The 21,689-nt window shown below is 61.2% G+C and carries 21 protein-coding genes and 1 tRNA gene; 12 read left to right on the forward strand and 10 right to left on the reverse strand.

Translation table 11 applies throughout. The features are described from left to right. Positions 1-9: 9 nt before the first annotated feature. Entirely contained in the window at positions 10-498 is a 489-nt protein-coding gene (gene moaC / locus PHS32_RS04460; RefSeq protein WP_301077642.1) for a cyclic pyranopterin monophosphate synthase MoaC, read from the reverse strand. A 261-nt stretch (positions 499-759) separates the two neighbouring features. On the opposite strand from moaC, the gene PHS32_RS04465 reads away from it, so the two are divergent. Beyond that, a complete protein-coding gene (locus PHS32_RS04465; RefSeq protein WP_301077701.1) occupies positions 760-2,259 on the forward strand; it encodes a M48 family metalloprotease in 1,500 nt (499 codons plus the stop codon). Here PHS32_RS04465 and PHS32_RS04470 read toward each other — a convergent pair. Then, a complete protein-coding gene (locus PHS32_RS04470; protein ID WP_301077643.1) occupies positions 2,227-2,580 on the reverse strand; it encodes a phage holin family protein in 354 nt (117 codons plus the stop codon). The genes PHS32_RS04465 and PHS32_RS04470 overlap by 33 nt on opposite strands. 61 nt (positions 2,581-2,641) lie before the next feature. On the opposite strand from PHS32_RS04470, the gene PHS32_RS04475 reads away from it, so the two are divergent. Beyond that, positions 2,642-3,100 carry a DUF3717 domain-containing protein gene (locus PHS32_RS04475; protein WP_301077644.1) on the forward strand — a complete coding sequence of 153 codons (459 nt, stop codon included), beginning with the start codon at positions 2,642-2,644 and terminating at the stop codon, positions 3,098-3,100. 44 nt (positions 3,101-3,144) lie between these two features. On the opposite strand, the gene PHS32_RS04480 is transcribed toward PHS32_RS04475, so the two are convergent. After that, entirely contained in the window at positions 3,145-3,705 is a 561-nt protein-coding gene (locus tag PHS32_RS04480) for a YaeQ family protein (RefSeq protein WP_301077645.1), read from the reverse strand. Further along, positions 3,705-5,084, reverse strand: a complete 1,380-nt coding sequence (gene purB / locus PHS32_RS04485) for an adenylosuccinate lyase (RefSeq protein WP_301077646.1) — start codon at positions 5,082-5,084, stop codon at positions 3,705-3,707. Before purB ends, PHS32_RS04480 begins: the two co-directional genes overlap by 1 nt. 96 nt (positions 5,085-5,180) lie before the next feature. Between purB and PHS32_RS04490 the strand changes: the two genes are divergently transcribed. From PHS32_RS04490 to PHS32_RS04535, 10 genes are all read left to right on the forward strand, one after another. Continuing rightward, complete coding sequence (locus PHS32_RS04490; RefSeq protein WP_301077647.1) at positions 5,181-5,795, forward strand: glutathione S-transferase C-terminal domain-containing protein; 615 nt, start codon at positions 5,181-5,183, stop codon at positions 5,793-5,795. Between the two features lie 109 nt (positions 5,796-5,904). Continuing rightward, positions 5,905-6,108: a hypothetical protein gene (locus PHS32_RS04495; RefSeq protein ID WP_301077648.1), complete on the forward strand. Its 204-nt coding sequence runs from the start codon at positions 5,905-5,907 to the stop codon at positions 6,106-6,108. Between the two features lie 50 nt (positions 6,109-6,158). After that, positions 6,159-6,641, forward strand: a complete 483-nt coding sequence (rfaE2, locus tag PHS32_RS04500; protein WP_301077703.1) for a D-glycero-beta-D-manno-heptose 1-phosphate adenylyltransferase — start codon at positions 6,159-6,161, stop codon at positions 6,639-6,641. Between the two features lie 112 nt (positions 6,642-6,753). Continuing rightward, a complete protein-coding gene (locus PHS32_RS04505; protein WP_301077649.1) occupies positions 6,754-7,920 on the forward strand; it encodes an acyl-CoA dehydrogenase family protein in 1,167 nt (388 codons plus the stop codon). Between the two features lie 9 nt (positions 7,921-7,929). Then, positions 7,930-8,616 carry a TetR/AcrR family transcriptional regulator gene (locus tag PHS32_RS04510; RefSeq protein WP_301077650.1) on the forward strand — a complete coding sequence of 229 codons (687 nt, stop codon included), beginning with the start codon at positions 7,930-7,932 and terminating at the stop codon, positions 8,614-8,616. A gap of 2 nt (positions 8,617-8,618) precedes the next feature. Then, positions 8,619-10,217 carry a carboxyl transferase domain-containing protein gene (locus tag PHS32_RS04515; RefSeq protein WP_301077651.1) on the forward strand — a complete coding sequence of 533 codons (1,599 nt, stop codon included), beginning with the start codon at positions 8,619-8,621 and terminating at the stop codon, positions 10,215-10,217. 4 nt (positions 10,218-10,221) lie between these two features. Further along, positions 10,222-12,261 carry a biotin carboxylase N-terminal domain-containing protein gene (locus PHS32_RS04520; protein WP_301077652.1) on the forward strand — a complete coding sequence of 680 codons (2,040 nt, stop codon included), beginning with the start codon at positions 10,222-10,224 and terminating at the stop codon, positions 12,259-12,261. Continuing rightward, positions 12,262-12,723, forward strand: coding sequence for a MaoC family dehydratase (locus PHS32_RS04525; RefSeq protein WP_301077653.1), 462 nt, complete (start codon positions 12,262-12,264; stop codon positions 12,721-12,723). Next, complete coding sequence (locus PHS32_RS04530) at positions 12,723-13,625, forward strand: CoA ester lyase (RefSeq protein ID WP_301077654.1); 903 nt, start codon at positions 12,723-12,725, stop codon at positions 13,623-13,625. The genes PHS32_RS04525 and PHS32_RS04530 overlap by 1 nt, the downstream gene beginning before the upstream one ends. Before the next feature lie 238 nt (positions 13,626-13,863). After that, entirely contained in the window at positions 13,864-16,329 is a 2,466-nt protein-coding gene (locus PHS32_RS04535; RefSeq protein ID WP_301077655.1) for a type II/IV secretion system protein, read from the forward strand. 105 nt (positions 16,330-16,434) lie between these two features. On the opposite strand, the gene PHS32_RS04540 is transcribed toward PHS32_RS04535, so the two are convergent. From PHS32_RS04540 to PHS32_RS04565, 6 genes are all read right to left on the reverse strand, one after another. Beyond that, positions 16,435-16,511: transfer RNA gene (locus tag PHS32_RS04540), tRNA-Met, on the reverse strand. Between the two features lie 49 nt (positions 16,512-16,560). After that, positions 16,561-17,340 carry an enoyl-CoA hydratase gene (locus PHS32_RS04545; RefSeq protein ID WP_301077656.1) on the reverse strand — a complete coding sequence of 260 codons (780 nt, stop codon included), beginning with the start codon at positions 17,338-17,340 and terminating at the stop codon, positions 16,561-16,563. 13 nt (positions 17,341-17,353) lie between these two features. After that, the gene (locus PHS32_RS04550) at positions 17,354-19,168 is read right to left on the reverse strand and encodes a peptidase M61 (RefSeq protein ID WP_301077658.1); all 1,815 of its coding nucleotides are present in this window, start codon (positions 19,166-19,168) and stop codon (positions 17,354-17,356) included. Beyond that, the gene (locus tag PHS32_RS04555) at positions 19,168-19,881 is read right to left on the reverse strand and encodes a DsbC family protein (RefSeq protein WP_301077659.1); all 714 of its coding nucleotides are present in this window, start codon (positions 19,879-19,881) and stop codon (positions 19,168-19,170) included. The genes PHS32_RS04550 and PHS32_RS04555 overlap by 1 nt, the downstream gene beginning before the upstream one ends. 21 nt (positions 19,882-19,902) lie before the next feature. Next, a complete protein-coding gene (locus PHS32_RS04560; protein WP_301077660.1) occupies positions 19,903-21,027 on the reverse strand; it encodes an FAD-dependent monooxygenase in 1,125 nt (374 codons plus the stop codon). Between the two features lie 139 nt (positions 21,028-21,166). After that, positions 21,167-21,664 (reverse strand): hypothetical protein, encoded by a 498-nt coding sequence (locus PHS32_RS04565; protein ID WP_301077662.1) that lies wholly within the window; start codon positions 21,662-21,664, stop codon positions 21,167-21,169. Positions 21,665-21,689 lie beyond the last annotated feature (25 nt).

The following is a 21,689-nucleotide window of genomic DNA, read 5'->3' on the forward strand; positions in this document are numbered from 1 at the left end:
ATCCGGGCTCTAGCCGGCCACGAAATGACCCGATTTTCCGCCCTGTTTCTCCAGCAATTTGACGCCGGTGATGGTCATGCCACGGTCCACCGCCTTGCACATGTCGTAGATCGTGAGCAGTGCCACTTGCAGCGCCGTCAGCGCTTCCATTTCGACCCCGGTGGGGCCTACGGTTTCCACCGTTGCAGTGCAATTTATGCTTGCAGTGTCAGGGGCGTTTGCCGTGGTTACTTCGAAATCGATAGCGATGCGGGTTAACGCCAGCGGATGGCACAGGGGGATCAATTCGCTAGTTTTCTTGGCCGCCATGATGCCGGCGATGCGGGCAATGCCCAGCACGTCGCCTTTTTTGGCAGTGCCGGCTTCTATGATGGTCAGTGTGGCGGGTTGCATTTCTATGCGCCCACCGGCAACGGCGATGCGATGGGTGCTGGCCTTGGCGGCTACATCCACCATGTGGGCCTGGCCCTGGGCATCAAAATGGGTAAGAGTGCTCATGGGGAATTCGTTACAGTTCAACGGTCGCTGGTACACGCCAAATTTACAGAATGTTCATATCCACCGTGCATCATACGTGGCCACCAACTCTTGATATCCTTTGTGGAAACGCCTACAGCCTGACCAGCGACCATTATCTTGACTAAATTGTTGAAATCCCTGAGTACGCTGGCGACCGCACGCAAAGCCTTGATGACTGCTGTTCTGGCAGCGCTTGGCAGTGCCTCTCCGGTGCCACTGGTGGCTCAGACCGGCACTCCCATGGCGGCCAGCGGCAGCGCCCAGTTGCCGACGCTGGGTGATGGCGCCGCCATGAGCAGCAGCGCGGAGCGACGTCTGGGCGAGCGCATTGCGCGCGAACTCTACCGGGACCCGGACTATATTGACGACCCGGTATTGGCCGAATATGTGCAAGGTGTCTGGCAGCCTCTGCTGGCGGCGGCACGCCTGCGCGGAGATCTCTCCAGCGAACTTGAAGAGCGTTTTGCCTGGGAGATCGTGTTGGGACGGGACCGCACGGTAAATGCCTTTGCCTTGCCGGGGGGTTACTTTGGCGTGCATCTCGGTTTGATTGCGGTTGTCAGCAGCCGGGACGAACTGGCTTCGGTGCTTGGGCACGAGCTCAGCCATGTCACGCAGCGGCACATTTCGCGTTTGATCAGCAAACAGAGTCAGCAAACACCATGGATGCTCGGCGCCATGATCTTGGGCGTGTTGGCGGCCAGCAAGAATGCCGACGCCGGCAATGCCCTGATTGTGGGCGGCCAAGCGGTTGCGGCCCAAAGTCAACTTAATTTTTCCCGCGATATGGAGCGTGAAGCGGATCGTGTGGGGTTTGGCGTCATGACGCAGGCCGGCTTTGATGGGCATGGCTTTGTATCGATGTTCGACAAGCTGCAACAGGCCTCTCGTCTCAATGACAACGGTGCTTATCCCTACCTGCGCAGTCACCCGCTCACGACCGAGCGGATCGCCGACATGCAGACACGGCAATCGCTGGCGGTCGCGGGCTCTGGCAGCGATACCTTGACCCCTGAACATGCCATGATTGCAGCCCGGGCGCGGGTCTTGTCCAATCCCGGAGTCGATGCTTTGCGGGCCTTCATTGCCGAGGCAGGTGGCAACCAATTTGCGACCTTGGCGTCGGCCCGGCGGGTTGGGGTGTTGTATGGTGCGGTCCTGGCCGCCAGCCAGTTGCGCGATTTTTCCCACGCCAAGGAATACCAGGAGCGTTTGACTGCGCTGGTTCGTTCTGATGCGTCGGCAGCGCGCTTGTCCCGTTTGCTGGCAGCTGAAGTTGCCCTGGCCGAACAGGACGCACCGCGCGCTGCTTCGGTGTTGCGGATGACTGAAGGAGGGCACGCTGATGACGTCTCTCTCGCACGGCGTCCCGAGTTGTTCCTGGCGGCGCAGATTGCCACGTCGATGGGTCGGGGCGGCCCGGATCCGGCCCTTCGCGAGGTGGCGCAGCGCCTGCAAGTTTGGTTGGCTGCGCATCCGCGTGACGCGCAAGCCTGGCAATTGCTCTCCAGCGCCTATGCGGCGCAAGGTCAGACCCTGAGCGCTGTTCGCGCCGATGCCGAGAACCAAGTGGCACGGCTGGATTACGCTGCGGCGCTGGACCGCTTCAAGGCGGCACAGGAACTGGTTCGCGAGAGGCGAGCCAACAACTGGGCAGTGGATTACATCGAGGCGTCGATCGTTGACACCCGCAAACGTCAGGTCGAATTACTGTTTAAAGAACAGTCGCTCGATCGCTGAATCGATCAGCACGCCAAACGCCGAGTAAATCAGCGAGCCCAGCAGCGCGGCGCCAAAACCTTGTACACGAAATCCCTCCAGTATCTCCGCCGCGGCCCAGAACATCAGGGCGTTGATGATGAACAGAAAAAGCCCTAGCGTGACGATGGTGACGGGCAGCGTCAGCACCACCAACAGGGGGCGCAGAACCAGGTTGAACAAGCCGATGACAAAAGCCGCAATCAAGGCGGCGCCAAAGCTGGTGACCTGCACCCCGCTGTAGAGATAGGCAACGGCCAGCAGGGCGGTGGCACTGAGCAGCCATTTCACGATAGTTTTCATGACCAAAGAATAGCACGCTGCGCCGGCGCGCGGTTAGGCGCCGGACTATGATCCGTTCCCCATGGCAGGCATTCACATCACCGACATCGAATCGGCCATCAACTACTGGCGTGACAAGACACCCTCGCCAGACGGTTTTTCGCTGACGGCCCCAACCCGGGTGCTGGCTGAACTCTATGCCTTGATGGTTTTCGATCAGGTGCTGGAGATCGAAGAGTTCTTGATGCCGGCGGCTGCGCTGCAAGCCTGGCTGGCCTGGTATGCCACGACGCCCGATACGCCGTGCATAGCGATTTGTTCCACCAGTCAGGGTGACGCGCAATGCAAAGGCTGCGGGCGCAGTTTTGCCGAGGTGCAACATTGGACCGAGATGCGCCCGGCCGAAAAACGCCAGACCTGGCGGCGCATCACGATGGAAGGCAGTTCCTGGCGTTTTAACAAGTATGCCGAGCGGGCGGCGGAGGGCGGTAGTGCGTCACCGTCGTCCCCGCTCGCGGAGCGGGGTTCGGCGCGGGCTTGACCGGGGCGCCGCCATGGCGGTCCGGCGTGGTGGCGCAGACCGGCCTATTTCCAGCGCACGGGCTCGATGTCGACATGGAGCCGGCCATCACCCAGCATCAACACACCTTCCTGAATGGTGGCTTGCAACTGCATGCTGCGCTGGGCCATCGGGATGAGCGCTTGTGAGGCGTTGGTTGGCAGCCGGAAAACCGTCAGATTTTGCGGGCGCGAGAGCTTGGCCTCCATGCTGCGCCACCAGACCTCGGCCGCTTGGTTGTAGCAATACAGCACCACCTCATCGGCGCGGCCGCAGGCTTTGATCAGCGGTTTGTCCTCGGGTTGACCGACTTCGATCCAGAGTCGGGTCAGTCCGGTGAAGTCGCGCAGCCATACGTCCGGTTCGTCGGGGTCCGAAAGACCGGCGCCAAACGCCAGTGTGCCATCGCCGCCGCACACGGTTTGCAGTTTGTGCGCCTGCAGTGCCAGGGCGCATAAGCGCACCATCATGCGTTCGTCGGTTTCACTCGGGTGACGTGCCAAAGTGAGCGTGTGGTCGGCGTAAAAACCGTGGTCAATATCGGCGATTTGCAGACTGGCCTTGAAGATGGTCGATTTGGTGGCCATCAGACTCGGCGCGCTAATTCGGCCGCCTTGCCGATATAGCTGCCTGGCGTCAAGGCCAGCAAGCGTGCTTTTTCGATTTCCGGAATCTCCAGCTTGGCGATAAAACCCTGCATCAGTTCGCGCGTCATGGGCGCACCTCGTGTGAAGGCTTTCAGTTGTTCGTAGGGCTTGGGCAGTCCAAAGCGGCGCATCACGGTTTGAATCGGCTCGGCCAGCACTTCCCAGGCGGTATCCAGATCGGTGGCAATCACGGTCTCGTTGATTTCCAGTTTCCCCAGGCCGGTTCCCAGCGCTTGGTAGGCCAGCACCGCGTAGCCCAGCGCCACGCCCATGTTGCGCAGCACGGTGCTGTCGGACAAATCGCGCTGCCAGCGACTGATGGGCAGCTTCTCGCTCAGGTGTTTGAGCAAAGCGTTGGCCAAGCCCAGATTGCCCTCCGCATTCTCGAAATCAATCGGGTTGACCTTGTGCGGCATGGTCGAAGAGCCGACCTCGCCGTCGCGCAGTTTTTGTTTGAAATAGCCCAGTGACACATAGCCCCAGACGTCGCGTGACCAGTCAATCAGGATGGTGTTGGCGCGTGCCACCGCATCGAACAACTCAGCCATGTAGTCGTGCGGCTCGATCTGAATGCTGTAGGGCTGGAAGGTCAGTCCCAGACCCAGCGGCTCTGGCGTTTCCACCACCTTGCGAGCGAACGCTTCCCAATCAAAGTCGGGCCAGGCCGAGAGGTGGGCGTTGTAGTTGCCGACCGCGCCATTCATCTTCGCCAGCAGCTTGATGCCGGCAATTTTTTCACGGGCCGTCGCCAGGCGCACCACCACATTGGCGATTTCCTTGCCCACGGTGGTCGGGCTGGCGGTTTGGCCATGGGTGCGGCTGAGCATGGGCACCTCGGCAAACGCATGGGCCATGTCGCGCAGCTTGTTGATGATGTTGTCCAGTGCCGGCAGCAGCACTTGATCGCGCCCGGTCTTGAGTTGCAGCGCGTGGCTGGTGTTATTGATGTCCTCGCTGGTGCAGGCAAAGTGTACGAACTCGCCGGCAGCCAGTAATTCCGGCCGTGCTTCAAACTTGGACTTGATCCAGTATTCGACCGCCTTGACATCATGGTTGGTGACTTTCTCAATGGCTTTGATGGCTTCGCCATCCGCTTCCGAGAAATGTTTCACCAAGCCCAGCAGGTAAGTGCGCGCACCGGGAGACAGCGGTTTGAATTCGGCAAAGCCGCAGTCGCTCAGGGCGATCAGCCAAGCGACCTCGACCTGCACGCGGCGTTGCATATAGCCCTGCTCACTCATGGCAGGACGGAGTTTGGCCAGCTTGGCGGCATAGCGGCCATCCAGCGGGGAAAGGGCTGAGATTGCAGAGAAATTCATGAGCGGATTGTAGGATGCACACAACGGCTTGGTGTCAAGAGGGGCTAGCGGCAAGCTGCTGTATAGAATGAAAGCTTCTGTAACATCAGATTTCCCATGAAATTACTCGGATCCAACACCAGCCCCTATGTACGCAAAGTGCGCGTCGTCATGGTCGAAAAAAAACTTGACTATGTTTTTGTACCGGAGGACGTGTGGGCGGCGCAAACCACGATTTCGGAAACCAACCCTTTGGGTAAAGTCCCCTGCCTGATCATGGAAGGTGGCGAAGCGCTGTTTGATTCGCGCGTGATTGTCGAATACCTGGACACTTTGTCGCCAGTGGGGAAACTGATTCCTTCGGTGGGCCGCGAGCGGGCCGAGATCAAGACCTGGGAAGCGCTGGCCGATGGCGTACTGGATGCCGCTATCCTGGCGCGGCTGGAAGCCACTTGGGCCGGGCGTACCAACGCGCAACGCAGTCAGGCCTGGATTGACCGGCAACAGGGGAAAATTGATGCCTCCCTGAAGGCGATGAGCAAAGGCCTGGGTGAAAAGCCTTATTGTGCCGGCATTCATCTCAGCCTGGCCGATATCGCCGTCGGCTGCGTCCTGGGCTACCTGGACTTTCGGTTTCCACAGATTGACTGGCGAACCGACTACCCGAATCTGCAAAAGCTGCATGACAAACTGGCGTTGCGCCCCAGCTTTGCGGAGACGCAGCCGGCTTGATTGGCAAGCGGACTCCCCGGCCGGGCGGAGGCCGGGCCGATACATCATTTACATCGTCTTACACGATTCGAGGCGGTAAACCCAGCTTTCGGCATTAGAGTTGTACGCCATGGCCACCTTCAAGACCATCTACAAATGCCGTGAATGCGGTGCCACCAGCTACCAGCGCGTGATCGACCGGGCGCAAAATGGCGCCCTGTTGCCGACCGGTCAGTACCGCTGTACCGGCTGTAGAAATGTGTTTGCCACGGTCCGTGCCTGGTGGCAACCCCGGCGTACGCCGGAGCTTCAATCCCACAGTACTTTTGGCTGAGATGGCGCGCTGGGTCTGCTAGCATTGGCGGCATGAAAGACCTAGCCGTCATGGCTGACATAGCGGACAAAATCTGTCCGCGTGCCGAGCTTGCCGCCCGGCTTGCCTGCTTACCCCGACCGCTGGTGTTTACCAACGGGGTATTTGATGTGCTGCACCGCGGCCACGTGATGTACCTGGCCCAGGCGCGCGCGCTGGGAGCGAGTTTGCTGGTGGCGCTCAACACCGATGCGTCGGCCCGCAGACTCGGCAAGGGGCCGGACCGACCTCTCAACAACGAAGCCGACCGGGCTTTTGTCTTGGCCGCTCTGGCCTGCACCAGTCTGGTGACCTGGTTCGATGAAGACACGCCCCTGCAGTTGATTGCCGAGATCAAACCCGACATTCTGGTCAAGGGTGGCGACTACGACATGGCCAAGCTGGCGGAGACACGGCTGGTCGAAGCCTACGGTGGGCGCGCGCTGGCGCTGTCTTTTGTGGACGGCTATTCCACCACCGCGCTGGTGCAGAAGGTTCGCCAAGGTTCCCGTTAAAGACGCCGGTCGTCAACTCAAAACCTTTCTCATCAAGCGCTGTCGTTTGCCACTATTGCGCTGCCATTCGGCTTGTGTTCTAATAATCTAACAAATGTTAGGTAGATTTAACATGAACCCTGATACCGCGCTACAGCACAATTTTCCCTATTTCACCAGCGAGCACGAAATGCTGCGCCAGACCGTCCGCCGGTTGGTGGCGGAGCGAGTGGCCCCTTTCGCGCACGACTGGGAAGACGCCGGCATGGTGCCACGCGCCGTGTTGCGGGAAATGGGTGAACTCGGGCTGCTGGGCATCCGCTTCGAATCGGAATACGGTGGCAGCGAGCTCGACACCTTGTCGACGGTGGTGCTGGCCGAAGAGTTGGGGCGTTCAACTTTCGGTGGTTTCGCGGTCACCGTGCTGGTGCACACCGACATGGCCGCGCCGCACCTGCACCATGCCGGCAATGCCGAGCAAAAAAAGCGTTTCATGGCCGATATCGTGTCGGGTCGCAAGATTGCGGCGGTGGCGATGACCGAGCCCGACGCCGGATCAGACCTGGCGTCCATGCGCACCACGGCGCGCCGGGTGGGCCAGCACTGGGAGCTCAATGGCTCGAAAATGTTCATTACCAACGGGGTCCACGGCGATATCTTTTTTGTTGCGGCAAAAACCGGTGAGACCGGCCGCAACCATCAGGTCTCGATGTTCATCGTGGAAAAAGGGACGCCCGGGTTTGCCGTGGCACGGCCGTTGAAAAAACACGGTTGGCTCTGCAGTGACACGGCGGAACTGGTATTCGACCATTGCCTGATTCCGGCCAGCAATCTGCTGGGCGAGGAGAACAAGGGTTTCTATGCCCTGGTCAAGAACCTGCAAAACGAGCGCATCGTGCTGGCCGCCCAAGCCATGGGCGAGGCCTCCAAGGCGATCGAGTTGACACTGGACTGGGTCACCCAGCGCAAGGCGTTTGGCGCCACCTTGTGGGATAAGCAGGCGGTTCGACACCGCCTTGCCATGTTGCAAGCGCGCGTTTCGGCCGCGAAGGCGCTGATTTACAACACGGCCTGGCGCGATGCACAAAAGCAGGTGGTGGTGTCGGAGGCGTCGATGTTGAAGGCGCTGTGCGGCGAACTGGTGAATGAGGTCATGTACGACTGCCTGCAGTTTCATGGCGGCATGGGTTACATCCGTGAGACCGCCATCGAGCGGATGACGCGCGACGCCCGCATTCAGTCGATTGGCGGCGGCGCCACAGAAGTGATGCTCGACGAGATTGCCAAGCGCATGCGCTGAGCAGCCGCCATGCTCAAAAATACCGCCAAGTCAGCGTTGACCAAGTTGCCCGGTGAAACGGCAGGCGCCGGATCACGGCACCTGATTCTCGAAACCGCGGCCCGCATATTTCGCCACGAAGGCTACGCCGCGACTTCGCTACGGGCGATTGCAGCCGCCTGCAACATGAAGGCGGGCAGTCTTTACTACCACTTTGAATCGAAAGACCAGATTGTCAGTGAAGTGCTCGATATCGGCGTGCAAAAGGTGTTCGATTCAGTCAAATCGGCGGTCCAGGCGCTGGCTCCGGGTGCCACCCTTGGTGCCACTCTGCACTGCGCCATCGAAGCGCATTTGCGCGCGCTGTTGCACGCGCATGACTTCACGTCGGCCAATATCCGGATCTTCGGACAGGTTCCAGCTCCGGTGCGCGAGTCGCATCGGATGTTGCGCCGGGCCTATGAAAACTACTGGCGCGAGATGCTGGAGCAATTGCAGCGCGACGGAGCCATCCGGGCCGAGGCTGACTTGCAGCAAACAGTCTATTTCCTGTTCGGCGCCATGAATTGGGCCACCGAGTGGTACGACGACAAACGATTCGACCTGAAACTGGTGGCCAACCAGATGGCGGACCTGGTGGTGCTTGGTTTGCAGGCCGCGCCTGAACGCGCCAGCCCTGAGCTCAGACCCAAACAGCGAAAAAAGCAGGTGAGTTAAGAATGGCGATAGTGTCGAAAATCGATTCTCGAAGCGATGACTTTGCGCGCAATGCGCAGCGTTACGCTGACTTGCTGACGACCCTGAGGGAGCGCATGGCCTGGGCGGTCCGGGGCGGCGGCGACCGGTTGATGCAGCGGCACATCGAACGCGGCAAGCTGCCGGTGCGCCAGCGCATCGACCTGCTGCTGGACGTCGGCTCGCCTTTCCTCGAAATTGCGCCGCTGGCCGCCTGGGGCATGTACGACAACGAAGTGCCGGCGGCGGGGCTGGTGGCCGGCATCGGCCTGGTGGAAGGTGTGCACTGCATGATCATCGCCAATGACGCGACGGTCAAGGGTGGCAGCTTTTTTCGCGAAACGGTGCGCAAGCATGTGCGGGCCCAAGACATCGCGGCGCAGAACCGCCTGCCCTGCCTGTACCTGGTCGACTGTGGCGGGGCTTACTTGCCGGAGCAGGATCAGGTTTTTCCCGACTGGGGCCATTTCGGCACCACGTTCTACAACCAGTGCCGCATGAGTGCAGAAGGATTGCCGCAACTCTCTGCCGTGTTTGGTGGCTGCACCGCCGGTGGTGCCTATATTCCGGCCTTGTCGGACGAGGCGATCATCGTTCAGGGGACCGGCCGCATCCACCTCGGCGGGCCGCCCATCGTGAAAGCCGCGATCAACGAAATCGTCGACGGCGAAACGCTGGGTGGCGCGGCCATGCATACCCGTGTTTCGGGTGTCACCGATTACCTGGCGGCGGATGAGCGGCAGGCGCTGGCCAAGCTGCGCCAGATTGTGCGACATCTGAACCTGCCCCCCTCCGAGCCTTTCACCGTCGGTGCGGAGCGGCCACCGCGCTTCGATGCGTCGGAAATCCCCGGCATTGTGGGATGTGACATGAAGCAGCCCTACGATGTGCGTGAGGTTTTGCTGCGGCTGGTCGATGACAGCGAATTGCAGGAGTTCAAACCCGAGTACGGCACCACCCTGGTGTGTGCCAGTGCCCGCCTTCATGGTTACCCGGTGGGCATTCTGGCCAACAACGGTGTCTTGTTTTCGGAATCCTCGGTCAAGGGCGCGCACTTCATCGAGTTGTGCAACCAGCGCAATATCCCGCTGCTGTTTTTGCAGAACATTACCGGCTTCATGGTCGGCACCGAGGCCGAGCGGGGCGGCATTGCCAAGCATTCCGCCAAACTGGTTTACGCGATGTCGACGGCACGGGTGCCTCGCCTGACAGTGCTGATTGGTGGCTCCTACGGTGCCGGTAACTACGGCATGTGCGGCCGTGGTTTCGCGCCCCATTTCTTGTTTGCCTGGCCGAATTCCCGAATTGCGACCATGAGCCCGGAAGTGGCGACCACAGTGCTGACCGAGTTGCGCAAAAGCTCGCTCAAGGGCGACAGCGCCGACGAGCAACTGGCTGCATTGGCGCGCGAAACCACGGAGCAGTTCACACGCCAGAGCGATCCCTTCTACGCCAGCGCCCGCCTTTGGGACGACGGCATTATCGAGCCGGCGCAAACCCGTGATGTGTTAGGCCTGTGTCTGCAATTGCTGGCACAGTCAAACCCGCGTGCCACCGGAGCGTCACCGGTTTTCCGGATGTGATGCCATGTTCAAAAGAATCCTGATCGCCAATCGCGGCGAAATTGCCTGCCGCATCATGCGCAGCTGTCGCCGCCTGGAGATAGAGACGGTGGCGGTCTATTCCGAGGCCGATAGCGGCAGTCGCCACGTCGCCGAGGCCGACTTCGCCGTTCCGATTGGCGCCGCCAGTGCCGCTGAATCCTACCTGCGGGCCGATCGCATCGTGGCGGCCGCACTGGCCAGCGGTGCGCAGGCCATCCATCCGGGTTACGGCTTCCTGTCGGAGAAACTCGAATTGCTGGATGCTTGCGCTGGGCACGGGATTGTTTTTGTCGGCCCGAACCGGCGCGCGATCCAGGCCATGGGTTCGAAGATCGAAAGCAAACGCCTGGCGCGCGCGGCCGGCGTGGTCTGCCTGCCAGGTTACGACGAGGACGATCAGACGCCGGCACGGTTGCTGGAGGAAGCGCAACGCATCGGTTTTCCGTTGTTGATCAAGGCCAGTGCCGGCGGTGGCGGCAAGGGCATGCGACGCGTCAACGCGGCCGAAGAGTTTCCAGCCATGCTGGCGCTGGCGCGCAAGGAGGCACTCTCGGCCTTTGGCGATGAGCGGGTCTTGCTGGAAAAGTACATCGTCAATCCGCGCCACCTGGAAGTGCAGATCGTGGGCGACCGGCACGGTGGTTTGGTGCATCTGTTCGAGCGTGAGTGTTCCATCCAGCGGCGCTTTCAGAAGATCATTGAAGAGGCGCCGGCCCAGCACTTGCCGGCGGCGCTGGCGACCGGGCTTTATGAGGCCGCGTTGCGGCTGGGCCAGGCGATGGCTTACGACAATGCCGGCACGGTCGAATTTGTGCTCGATGCGGATTCCAATGACACCGCTTATTTTCTGGAAGTCAACACCCGCTTGCAGGTGGAGCACCCGGTGACTGAAATGACCACCGGCGTCGATCTGGTCGAGTGGCAGTTGCGGGTCGCCTGCGGCGAAGCGCTGCCACTGTTGCAGCATGAAATTCACCGCCGTGGCTGGGCCATCGAATGCCGGCTCAATGCAGAACAGCCGGAGCATGATTTCCGTGCCAGCCTAGGCCCGCTGCTGGGTTATGCCGAACCCGCAGGCTCAGCCGGGATACGCATCGACAGTGGGCTGCATGCACGGAGCCAGGTCTCACCCTATTACGATTCCATGCTGGCCAAAGTGATCGGTTATGGCAACTCACGCGGCGAGGCCGTTGCACGAGCTTGCGCCGGCATCGAATCCCTGCGCATCGAGGGGGTGGCCAGCAACGCCGCCTTGCTGTTGCAAATCTTGCGGCATCCGGATTTCAACGCGGTGCTGACGACGCGCTTTCTGGAACGGAATTTCCCTCACGGTCCGCAGCCGGAACCCAGTATCCGCCTCCTTCACACGCTGGCGGTTGCCGCTGCCTGGGCTGCCGGCCAGCCAGTGGCGCCAGGCGTATGGGGTGCCTTGCGCACTTTTCGGCTGACCGGACCTGTCAACCAGGGCGTTCCGGTTGACTTGCGCTTGAGCGATGTGTCGGCCGCATCGGCTGCCGAAGCGGTGCCATTGCTGAGCGCGGGTGACGCCTATTGGCTGGCGGCCAGGCCGGCGCTGCGGGCCAATGTGCAATCCGATCCGCAGGGCTGGCGGGTACACATCACAGACCACCAAGATGTTGACGTCACTGCTCACATAAGAAACACTGTGCCGCAACGCTGGTTCAGTTGGGTGCTGGGACGCAGCCTGGTGTGGGACGTGGAACATGAACTGGAGCACAGCCTGCATGTGGGCAGCGAGAAAAACCAGGATAGAAGTCTGTCGGCAACGCTGCCGGGCCGCATTTCCGAGGTGCTGGTGCGCGAGGGCGAACTGGTGCTTGCCGGTGCCCCGCTGCTGACCCTGGAAGCGATGAAGCTGTACCACACACTGGCTGCGCCATTGACCGGACAAATTGACCGGATCCATGTCACGGAAGGCGACATTGTGGCGCATGGTCAGTTGCTGCTTGAGCTGGGGCGTGAGATTGATGAGCCGCTTTTGGCCCAAACCAAGGAGAACTGAATGGCAGGTTTGTACTGGGAAGATTTTCATGTCGGCCAGGTCTTTGAGCACCCCTGGGGGCGCACCATCACGGAGTCGGACAACATCCTGTTCTCCTGCCTCACCCTGAATGTGCAGCCGCTGCACATCGATGCCGAGTTCGCCGCCAAAACCGAATGGGGCAAGCCCTTGGTCAACAGCTTGTTCACGCTGGGACTGATGATCGGCATGACGGTCAACGACACCACATTGGGCACTACCATCGCCAATCTTGGCATGAGCGATGTGCGCTTTCCGAAGCCGCTTTTTCATGGCGACACGATCCGGGTCCGCAGCAGCGTCAAGGCTGCGCGCGAAAGCAAATCAAGGCCCACCGCCGGCATCGTGGAGTTTGAACACGTGGCCCGTAATCAGCACCAGCAGGTGGTCGCTGTCTGTGTGCGTCAGGCGCTGATGCACAAGCGCCCTGCGAAAGCCGCGTGATGCAAGGGGCCGTCCCCCCAGCGGCAGCCCGCTCCTACCTGTTTGTACCGGGCAACCGGCCGGAGCGTTTTGCCAAGGCGCTGGCCAGTGGTGCCGATGCGCTGATTCTGGACCTTGAAGACAGCGTGCCAGCGGCCGAAAAAGAGCTGGCGCGGGAAGCGGTGACGCATTGGCTGGAGACCGTTGCAGCCCCGCTGCCGATCTGGATTCGGGTCAACCCGGCAAGCAGCCAATGGCATCGTGATGATCTGCAACTCCTGCTGCGGGCAAGCCCGACCGGGCTGATGCTGCCCAAGTGCGAGGGCGCAGAGGACTTGCTGAGTTTTGATCGCTCGATCGCTGAAATCGAGCGGGCCGCCGGCCGCCCTCCCGGTTCGGTCCAGGTGCTGGTGATTGCCACCGAAAGCGCGCGTGCCCTGCAACGCATTCATACTTTTGACCAGGCCATGCCACGTCTGGCGGGCATCCTGTGGGGTGCCGAAGACTTGGCCGCCAGTCTGGGACTGCGCAGCCTGCGGGATCGGCAAGGCCATTACCTGTCACCCGCCCGGCAGGCCCGCGATGCGGCCTTGTTGGCCAGCCATGCCTGCGGCGTTGCGGCGATCGATGCGGTTTACACCGGACTGGATGACCCGGTGGGGCTGGCGGAAGAAACGCGGGCCCATGCCGCCCTCGGATTCACGGCCAAGGCGGCGATTCATCCAGCCCAAATTGCAGTGATACATCAGGCCCTGCAACCCAGCCCGGACGATGTGGCCTGGGCTGCGGAGGTGCTTGCCGAACTGGAAAACGGCGCCAAGGCTTCCGGGCGCGTGCGCGGTGCCATGGTCGATCAACCGCATCTGAAAGCTGCCCTGCACATTCAGGCCTCTCTGGCGCGCCTGGGGGCTCTGAAAAAATAGAGGCGACACCAATGAAATGGTTTTCTGCCGCAGCGTAATTTCGCCCCAAGCCGAGCCTTCTGGCCCATTCGGATCCGCCAGCTCTTGAGGATCATCAAATTGGATCGATGGCACAGGCGTAGATTGACGAAGTGCCGGCCCACGACGGGTGGCGCAGTTCGATTCAGGTCGACAACAGAGGCGGGCGTGCTGGAAAGAAGGGCGATAAGCTATGACAACAATCGATTTGCACTGGCCGATGCCGCCGTTTTACACGCCGGCCGAAGGGCAGGCGATGGGTGTGCAAGGTCACGATTGCGTGGTGGAACTGGCCGACCGGCGGGTTGTGGCAGGCGCATTGGCACAGTTCGAACCCGGCCGCGGTGAGATCGCGCTCAAGGCCGCCGAGTCGGGGGAACTGATGCAGTTCTCCATCGACAAGGTGCGCCTGATCAGGCTCGTTCAGCCGCTGCTGTTGCAGCCCGACACCGCCGCGATAGAAGGTGTTGGCGGTGTCCACGCGCAAGTGGTCGAGGAAAAGGACTTCCGCGTCCGCTTCGCCGACGGTGGCGAGTTCTCCGGCAAGACACGCGGGTTCGTCAAGGAGGCGTCCGGGCTGTTTCTGTTTCCCGTTGACGGTAGCGCCGGCACCACGGTCTCCTGCTTCATTCCCGCGCCGGCGCTGAGGGAAGTCAGGATCGGGCGACTGCTGGGGGAGGCGCTGGCCGCGAACAACGTAGTCGCGCCCGGTACGCTGGCTGCGGCCCTGGACAAACAGGCTGCCCTGCGCGCCGAACCGCTGGGCGAATTCCTGCGTAAGCGTGCCATTGTGTCGCCGCTGGCGCTGGCAGAGGCGCTCAAGGAGCAGCAGCGGCGCCCGAACGTGCGGCTGGGGCAGGTGCTGATGGAGGCCAATCTGATATCACAGGAGCAGCTAGATCAGGCGTTGGCGGCTCAGAAGGCCAACCGCAGCCGGCCGCTGGGGGAGATCCTGGTGGACATGGGCGCAGTGTCGCGTCAGCAGATCCAGGAAGCGCTGGCCATGAAGCTGGGCATTCCGTTCATCGATGTGCGCGAGTTCAAAGTGGATGCCGAGGCGCTGAGGCTGGTGCAGCCGGCCTACGCGAAGCAGTATCAAGTGCTACCTCTGATTCGCTCCGAGCGCGCGCTGGTGGTTGCGGTCGAGAATCCACTGGCGGTCGATTTTTTGCGGGAAATGCGCTTTGCAACCGGCTTGTCGATCGTGCCGGTGATGGCCACAGCCAGCGAACTCAAGGCGCGCATCGTGAAGGAGTACGCCGGACTGGAAGGTTGGAACGCGCCTGTCGACTGGGATGCCGTGGCGTTCGGTACGGCGGACAAGCCGCTGAAGTCCGAGGCTCAGTCGAGCGACGGCCTCGAAATGGTCGAGATGCGGGATCTGGCCATCAAGCTCGCGCAGGAAGCTCCGCGGCCGGTCGAGCCGGCGCAGGCCGACGAGTCGACGACTCGCGTCAGCGAAAGTACGCTGGTGCGCCTGGTCAACAAGATGATCATGGATGCGTACTCGCAGGGTGCTTCAGACATCCATATCGAGGCCAACCCGGGCAACCGCAATCTGCTCATTCGCTTTCGCAAGGACGGCGCCTTGGTGGACTATCTGGAACTGGAGCCGGCCTATCGCAGTTCCCTGGTTTCGCGCATCAAGATCATGGCCGATCTGGACATCTCGGAGCGCCGACATGCGCAGGATGGCAAGATCGATTTCAGCCGCCATGGAGGAATTCCGATCGAGTTGCGGGTGGCGGTGATTCCAACGGCGAACAATCTCGAGGACGTGGTGCTGCGCATTCTTGCCGGGGCCGAGCCGCTGCCGCTGGACCGGCTGGGGCTAAGCTGCCGCAACCTGGATGAACTGAAGAAAATGGTGGCCCGCAGCTATGGCCTGATTCTGGTGTGCGGTCCGACCGGTTCCGGCAAGACGACCACGCTGCACTCGGTGCTGCGCCACATCAACCAGCGCGACACCAAGATCTGGACCGCCGAAGATCCGATCGAGATCACCCAGCCGGGCCTGAGGCAGGTCCAGGTCAACGCAAAAATCGGTTGGACCTTCGCCGCCGCCATGCGTGCGTTTCTGCGTGCGGACCCGGATGTGATCATGGTCGGCGAGATGCGTGACGAGGAAACGACCAAGATCGGCATCGAGGCCTCCCTCACCGGACATCTGGTTCTCTCGACCCTGCATACCAACAGCGCCGCGGAGAGCATCGTGCGGCTGCTCGACTTGGGCATGGATCCCTTCAACTTCGCCGATGCCCTGATCGGGATACTGTCGCAGCGGCTGGCACCCAAGCTTTGCGCAAAGTGCAGGCGTCCGCATCTGGCGGGTGACGCCGAAATCAGCGAACTCGCGCGCGAATATTGCGCCGGCACCGGACTGGAAATCGCCGCGACGCTAACGGCGTGGCGCGCGACCTTCGGTGAGGCGGGACAACTGGAGCTTTACGCAGCCGACGCAATGGGATGCCCAGCCTGCAACGCCGGCTACAAGGGGCGGGTGGGACTGCATGAACTGTTGGTGGCGACCCCGCGCATCAAGCAGTTGATTCACGAGCATGCCACGGCGGCGCAGATTGCAGAAGGTGCGATTGCCGATGGCATGACACTGCTCCGGCAGGACGGTATCGAGAAAGTGCTGCGGGGGGAGATCGACCTCGCGAGCGCGCGCGGCGCTTTCAGCTGATCGGACCGCACCTCGGTCTTCAAGAATCGGCTCTTGCATCCAGCCAATCAAAAAAGCCCGCTAGCAATAAAGTAGCAGGCTTTCCATATCCCATAGGGGCTTGACTGGTGGCGCTTCACGGATTCGAACCGCGGACCTGTGGATTATGATTCCATCGCTCTAACCGACTGAGCTAAAGCGCCGAGCCGCGAATTATAACCAAAAGTCCAGAGGCGGGTGCTTAGCGCCGCCCTACTGATGCTTGAAGTTGGCTTTGCGTTTGTTGATGAAAGCATCCATGCCTTCTTTCTGGTCGGCAGTGGCAAACATGGCATGGAACATACGGCGTTCGAACATGATGCCGTCGCTCAGCGCACTCTCAAAAGCCCGGTTCACCGATTCCTTGGCCGCCATGGTGGCAATTTGCGAATGCTCACTGATCAGCAGGGCAGCGGCCAGAGCTTCTTCCATCAGTTTGTCCAGCGCCACCACCCGGCTCACCAGCCCCGCTCGCTCGGCCTCCAGGGCGTCCATCATGCGGCCGGTCAGCGCCATTTCCATGGCCTTGGCTTTGCCGACGGCGCGCGGCAGCCGCTGCGTACCACCGGCGCCGGGGATGATGCCCAGCTTGATTTCGGGTTGGCCGAAGCGGGCGTTGTCGGCCGCGATGATGAAGTCGCACATCATCGCCAGTTCGCAGCCGCCGCCGAGACAGAAGCCACTGACCGCCGCAATGACCGGTTTGCGGATGCCGCGAATCTGTTCCCAGTTGCGGCTGATGAAGTCGCCCTTGTAGACATCGGCGAAGTTGTAGCTGGCCATGGCACCAATATCGGCGCCGGCGGCAAAAGCTTTTTCACTGCCGGTAATGATCATGCAGCCGATCGCCGGGTCGGCGTCAAAGGCTTTCAGGGCGCTGCCCAGCTCGGTCATCAACTGGTCGTTCAGCGCATTGAGCTGTTTGGGCCGGTTCAGGCTGATGACGCCTACTTTGCCGGCCTCGGTGCGGACATTGATCATTTCGAAATTCATGGGTTTCTCCAGGTTATGGGTTGAGCCATTGGGCAACGAGTTTTTTGTCGTGTACCGCCAGACGCCAACTGGTGACGGCAGTAGGCAGCGTCAGCGACAGTTTCAAAAGGCGTTTGTCGCGTTCCACCAGGGCGCCGATTTTCAAGGCCGTTCCGGCATAAAGCAGCAAGTCATCGAGTTTGCCGAGACGCCAACTGGAACTGGTTTTGCCGCTGCCGGTCTCCAGGCCCAGCCATTCATCCCCGGCAGCGAAACCGGCTTTCTCTGCCGCGCCGCCGCGCAACACGGTTTTGATCCGAATCCCGTTGTCGTCATTGACACGCAGACCCAGGCGCGGCGCCAGTTGGGCCGGCTGTTCCAGTACCGTGATACCCTGGCGCTCCAGCAAGGCCTTGAGTGGCAGCTCCGCGGTACCGTGGACCCAGCGCGCGATCTCTCCGGCAAAGGACCGGCCAGCGAATTCCGCCAGCACGGTGGACAGGTCGCTCTCCAGCATCGGTCCGCCTTGACAGCGCAGCCACAAGGCACGCATCACGGCATCGAGCGTGGTCTTTCCTTCCTGGCGCAGGGTCAGATCAAGACACAGTGCCACCAGCGACCCCTTGGTGTAATAGCTCACCGTGGCATTGGGCGTGTTTTCATCCTGCCGGTAGTACTTAACCCAGGCGTCGAAACTGGCTTGGGCGACGCTTTGCACCTCCCGCCCGGGCGTCTGCAGCACCTGGTTGATGGTGTCGCCGAGCAGTTTCAGATAGCCGGCGTCGTCGATCAGTCCGGCGCGCCGCAGCAGCAGGTCGTCGTAATAGCTGGTGAAGCCTTCAAAAAACCACAGCAGTTGCGTGTAGTTTTCGCCGCCATAGTCGTAACGGTCGAATTCGGCCGGGCGCAGCCGCTTGACGTTCCAGGTATGAAAATACTCATGGCTGATGAGGCCCAACAGCTTGGTGTAGCCTTCTGTTGGCCGGGCTTTTGTGCCGGTCGGCGGAATTGCCTGGGGCGTCAACGCCGGCTGATCCAGGCGCGGCAGATCCTGGCGTTTGCAGATCAGCGCCGTCGAGTTGTGATGCTCCAGACCACCATAACCGTCATCCACGGCGTTGAGCATGAAAAGGTAGTTCTTGTGCGGCGGTTTGGTGCTCAAGCGGGAGCCGGCCTTGGCACCATGCCAGAACTGGATTTCCGTTTCGCAAATTGCCTGCGTGTCGGCCAGCAGCCGCTGGCCGTCAAAGCCGGGTGGCGCGCCGGCCACCACAAAACGGTGTGGCACGCCGCGCGCCACAAAAGAGCCGCTCCAGAAGCGGCCCATCTCCACCGGTGCGTCCACCAGTTCGTCGTAGCTGGCGGCCAGGTAGCGGCCAAAGCCGCTCCCGGTGATTTTTTGCGCTGTCAAGCCGGTTGCCACCTGCCAGCCGGGCAAGGTCTTGCCGGCCACCAGCTCCAGTGCGTGGGGTGAGTCTTCCTGGCCATGCACTTGCAGCAACAGACTGGTGCCATTGAAGAAGCCGCGCTGGGCGTCCAGCCAGGCGGTGCGCACTGAGCTGTCAAAGGCATAAATCTGGTAGCTCAGCTGCAGCGGTTTGTCGGCCGCGCATTGGACCTGCCAGGTGCATTTGTCGAGCTGCGCCAGAGCCACCGTCCTGGCGCCCTGACGGGCCTGCAACTGCTGCAGGTTTTTGGAGAACTCGCGTACCAGGTAGCTGCCCGGAATCCAGACCGGCAGGCTCACCAGCTGCTGCGCGGCCGGGCGTGCGATGGTCAGGGTGACGGCAAACAAATGGGCCTGCGGGTTCTGCACCCGCACTGTGTAGCCAATGGCAGCGGTCGACATCAGTTTTTGCCGCCAGCCAGGTATTTTTCGACCTGGGCGGCGGCAATGGCGCCGGGGACCCGGGTACCGTCCGCGAAGATCAGCGTCGGCGTTCCGGTAATTTTGTGCTTGCGACCGATTTCGGTGTTGCGCTCAAGGGCACTCGTGTCACAACTCGCCACCGCCGCCGGCTTGTCACGCACCATCCAGTCCTGCCAGGCCTTGGCCTTGTCCTTGGCGCACCAGATGTGTTTCGACTTCTCGTTCGAGTCGGCGCTCAGGATCGGGTAGAGGAACATGCTGATGGTTATGTTGTCGACTTTTTGCAGGTCGCGCTCGAAGCGCTTGCAGTAGCCACAGTTGGGGTCTTCAAAGACCGCCAGTTTGCGTTTGCCATTGCCGCGCACGATGCTGAAGGAGTCCTTGAACGGCAGGGCGTCGAAACTGATGGCGGTCAGCTTGTCAACCCGTTCTTCGGTCAGGTTACGGCGCAGTTTGGTATCGATCAGATTGCCTTGCAGCAAGAAATTGCCTTCGGCGTCGGTGTAATAGATTTCCGTGCCGTTGACGCGAATTTCATAGAGGCCCGGCATGGCGCTTTTGCCGACCTCGTCGATTTTCTGCAATTGCGGGATGCGTTCGGCCAGATTCTTGCGAATCGTCGCTTCCTGCGCGCTGGCGTTCAAGGCAAGCAGCAAGGCCGTGGCCAGCATGGCGATTTTTGTCGATTTCATTGTCATCCGTTCAATAACCAATTAACCCATGGCCTGTCGTGCCACCCACTGTTTGACCAAGCCGCTGTGTTCGAACCCCTTCATGCCCCAGTTGCGGGCCGCCTGCCAGTTGCCTCCGTGCCGAGAGAAAAGACCTTGCAAACCATCCATCGCGGTGTCCATGATCAACAACTCCGCCTTGCGCGTGCGCTCATAGCGGCGCAACAGTTTTTCATCGCCGACCTGGCGCCAGTACTCGCGCCCATGCAAAATTTCAGCCAGCGTCGCCACGTCCGCCAGACCCAAATTCAGGCCCTGCCCGGCCAGCGGATGCACGTTGTGCGCCGCATCCCCCGCCAGCACCCAGGCGCCACCCGCGTGACGGCCAGCCCAACGCCGTGCCTGCGCGCTCTGCAAGGGCCAGGCGCTGCGCGCACTGATCAGATCGAGTCTGCCCAAGCGCTTTTCACTGGCAAGCTCCAGTTGTTGGCAGAACGCGGCGGCATTCTCATTGAGCAGGGCATCGGCTCGCTCCCTAAGTACAGACCACACAATCGCGACAGAGTTCCCCTGCGGCCCTTCCAGCGGCAAAAAAGCCAGGATCTCACCCTGGGAAAACCATTGGTAAGCGGTCTGCGCATGGGCCGTCTCGCAGCTCAAGCGTGCCGCGATCGCCGTCTGGGGGTAGGGCCGAACGTCGAAATCAATGCCCAACTCGGAGCGCGTGCTACTGGTCCGGCCTTCGCAGATGACGGTCAAGGTGGCGGCCTGGGGGGCGGCCAGCAACTCGATTTGGGGCTGAAACCGCACCGCCTCGGCCAGTTGGGTTTCCAGCGCCGGCACATCGACAATCCAGGTCAAGCCGGGCACCTTGAGTTCGGCGGCGGAAAAATTCACCTCGCCACCATCGTCACCCTTGACCTGCATGGCCAGTACTTCGGTCGCATGCAGGGCATCGGGCCAGCAACGCAGCGATTCAAGCAAGGCCCGGGATTTGGCATTCAAGGCGTAGGCGCGCACATCACCGGTCGCGGGCGAGTCGTTTTGGGAGGCTGCCGGCGGCGCTGCCACCAGACCGACGCGAAGGCGCTCGCGCGCCAGCAAGAGGGCCAGCGTGCGCCCCACAATGCCGCCGCCACGTATGCAAATATCAAAAGCTTGAGTCATGCCCTGAATTGTAGGAGGCAGGCAGCGAAAGCGATGGCGGCCGGGTTTTGCAGATGGTTGGTGGGACGGATCGAATCCCGCTATTTGGCTGGGCAGATTGCCCTGGCGCCGTATGCCGGCACCTTCTGTTGCACCCGAGTCAGGCCGAGGGGAATCTGATCCGGATCGCGCTCAGGGAGGCGAAGCGCGGGACTTCGGTCAAAGTCGGGTTGCTTGGCGGCCCGGCCCGAACGTGGTGGCGTCTCTGTACTTCCCGGTTGACCTGCGCCAGCAGCTTTTCGGCCTCGACTTGGGTCTGTTCCGCGGTGGCGTCTTTCACGTCAAACAGGCGCATCAAGGCCATTGCGGCAAAGATGCTGGCAACGGGTAGAAATATTGCAATGCTGAGTACGGTGAAGCTCATTTGAAGATCCTCGCTGGTGATGGTCTTGCCACTCGGCTTGCCGGCGATGCCTAATGAAGTAACCCCCCGGCACAAATTCTGGATGAAGGGTTGGCCATGAAGTTGAGAATTCTCAATCGATGCACCGAATGCGCGATACGTCAGCAACCGCACGCCAATGCCACTCGGGACACGGTCATGCGGGATGCGTCCGGCTGAGGCGCTCGCCCCTTGAAGCGGGAATTTGCCGATCATTACAATTGACGGCAATCTCCCAGGA

The organism is Rhodoferax sp. (assembly GCF_028714215.1).
GTDB lineage: Bacteria > Pseudomonadota > Gammaproteobacteria > Burkholderiales > Burkholderiaceae_C > Rhodoferax.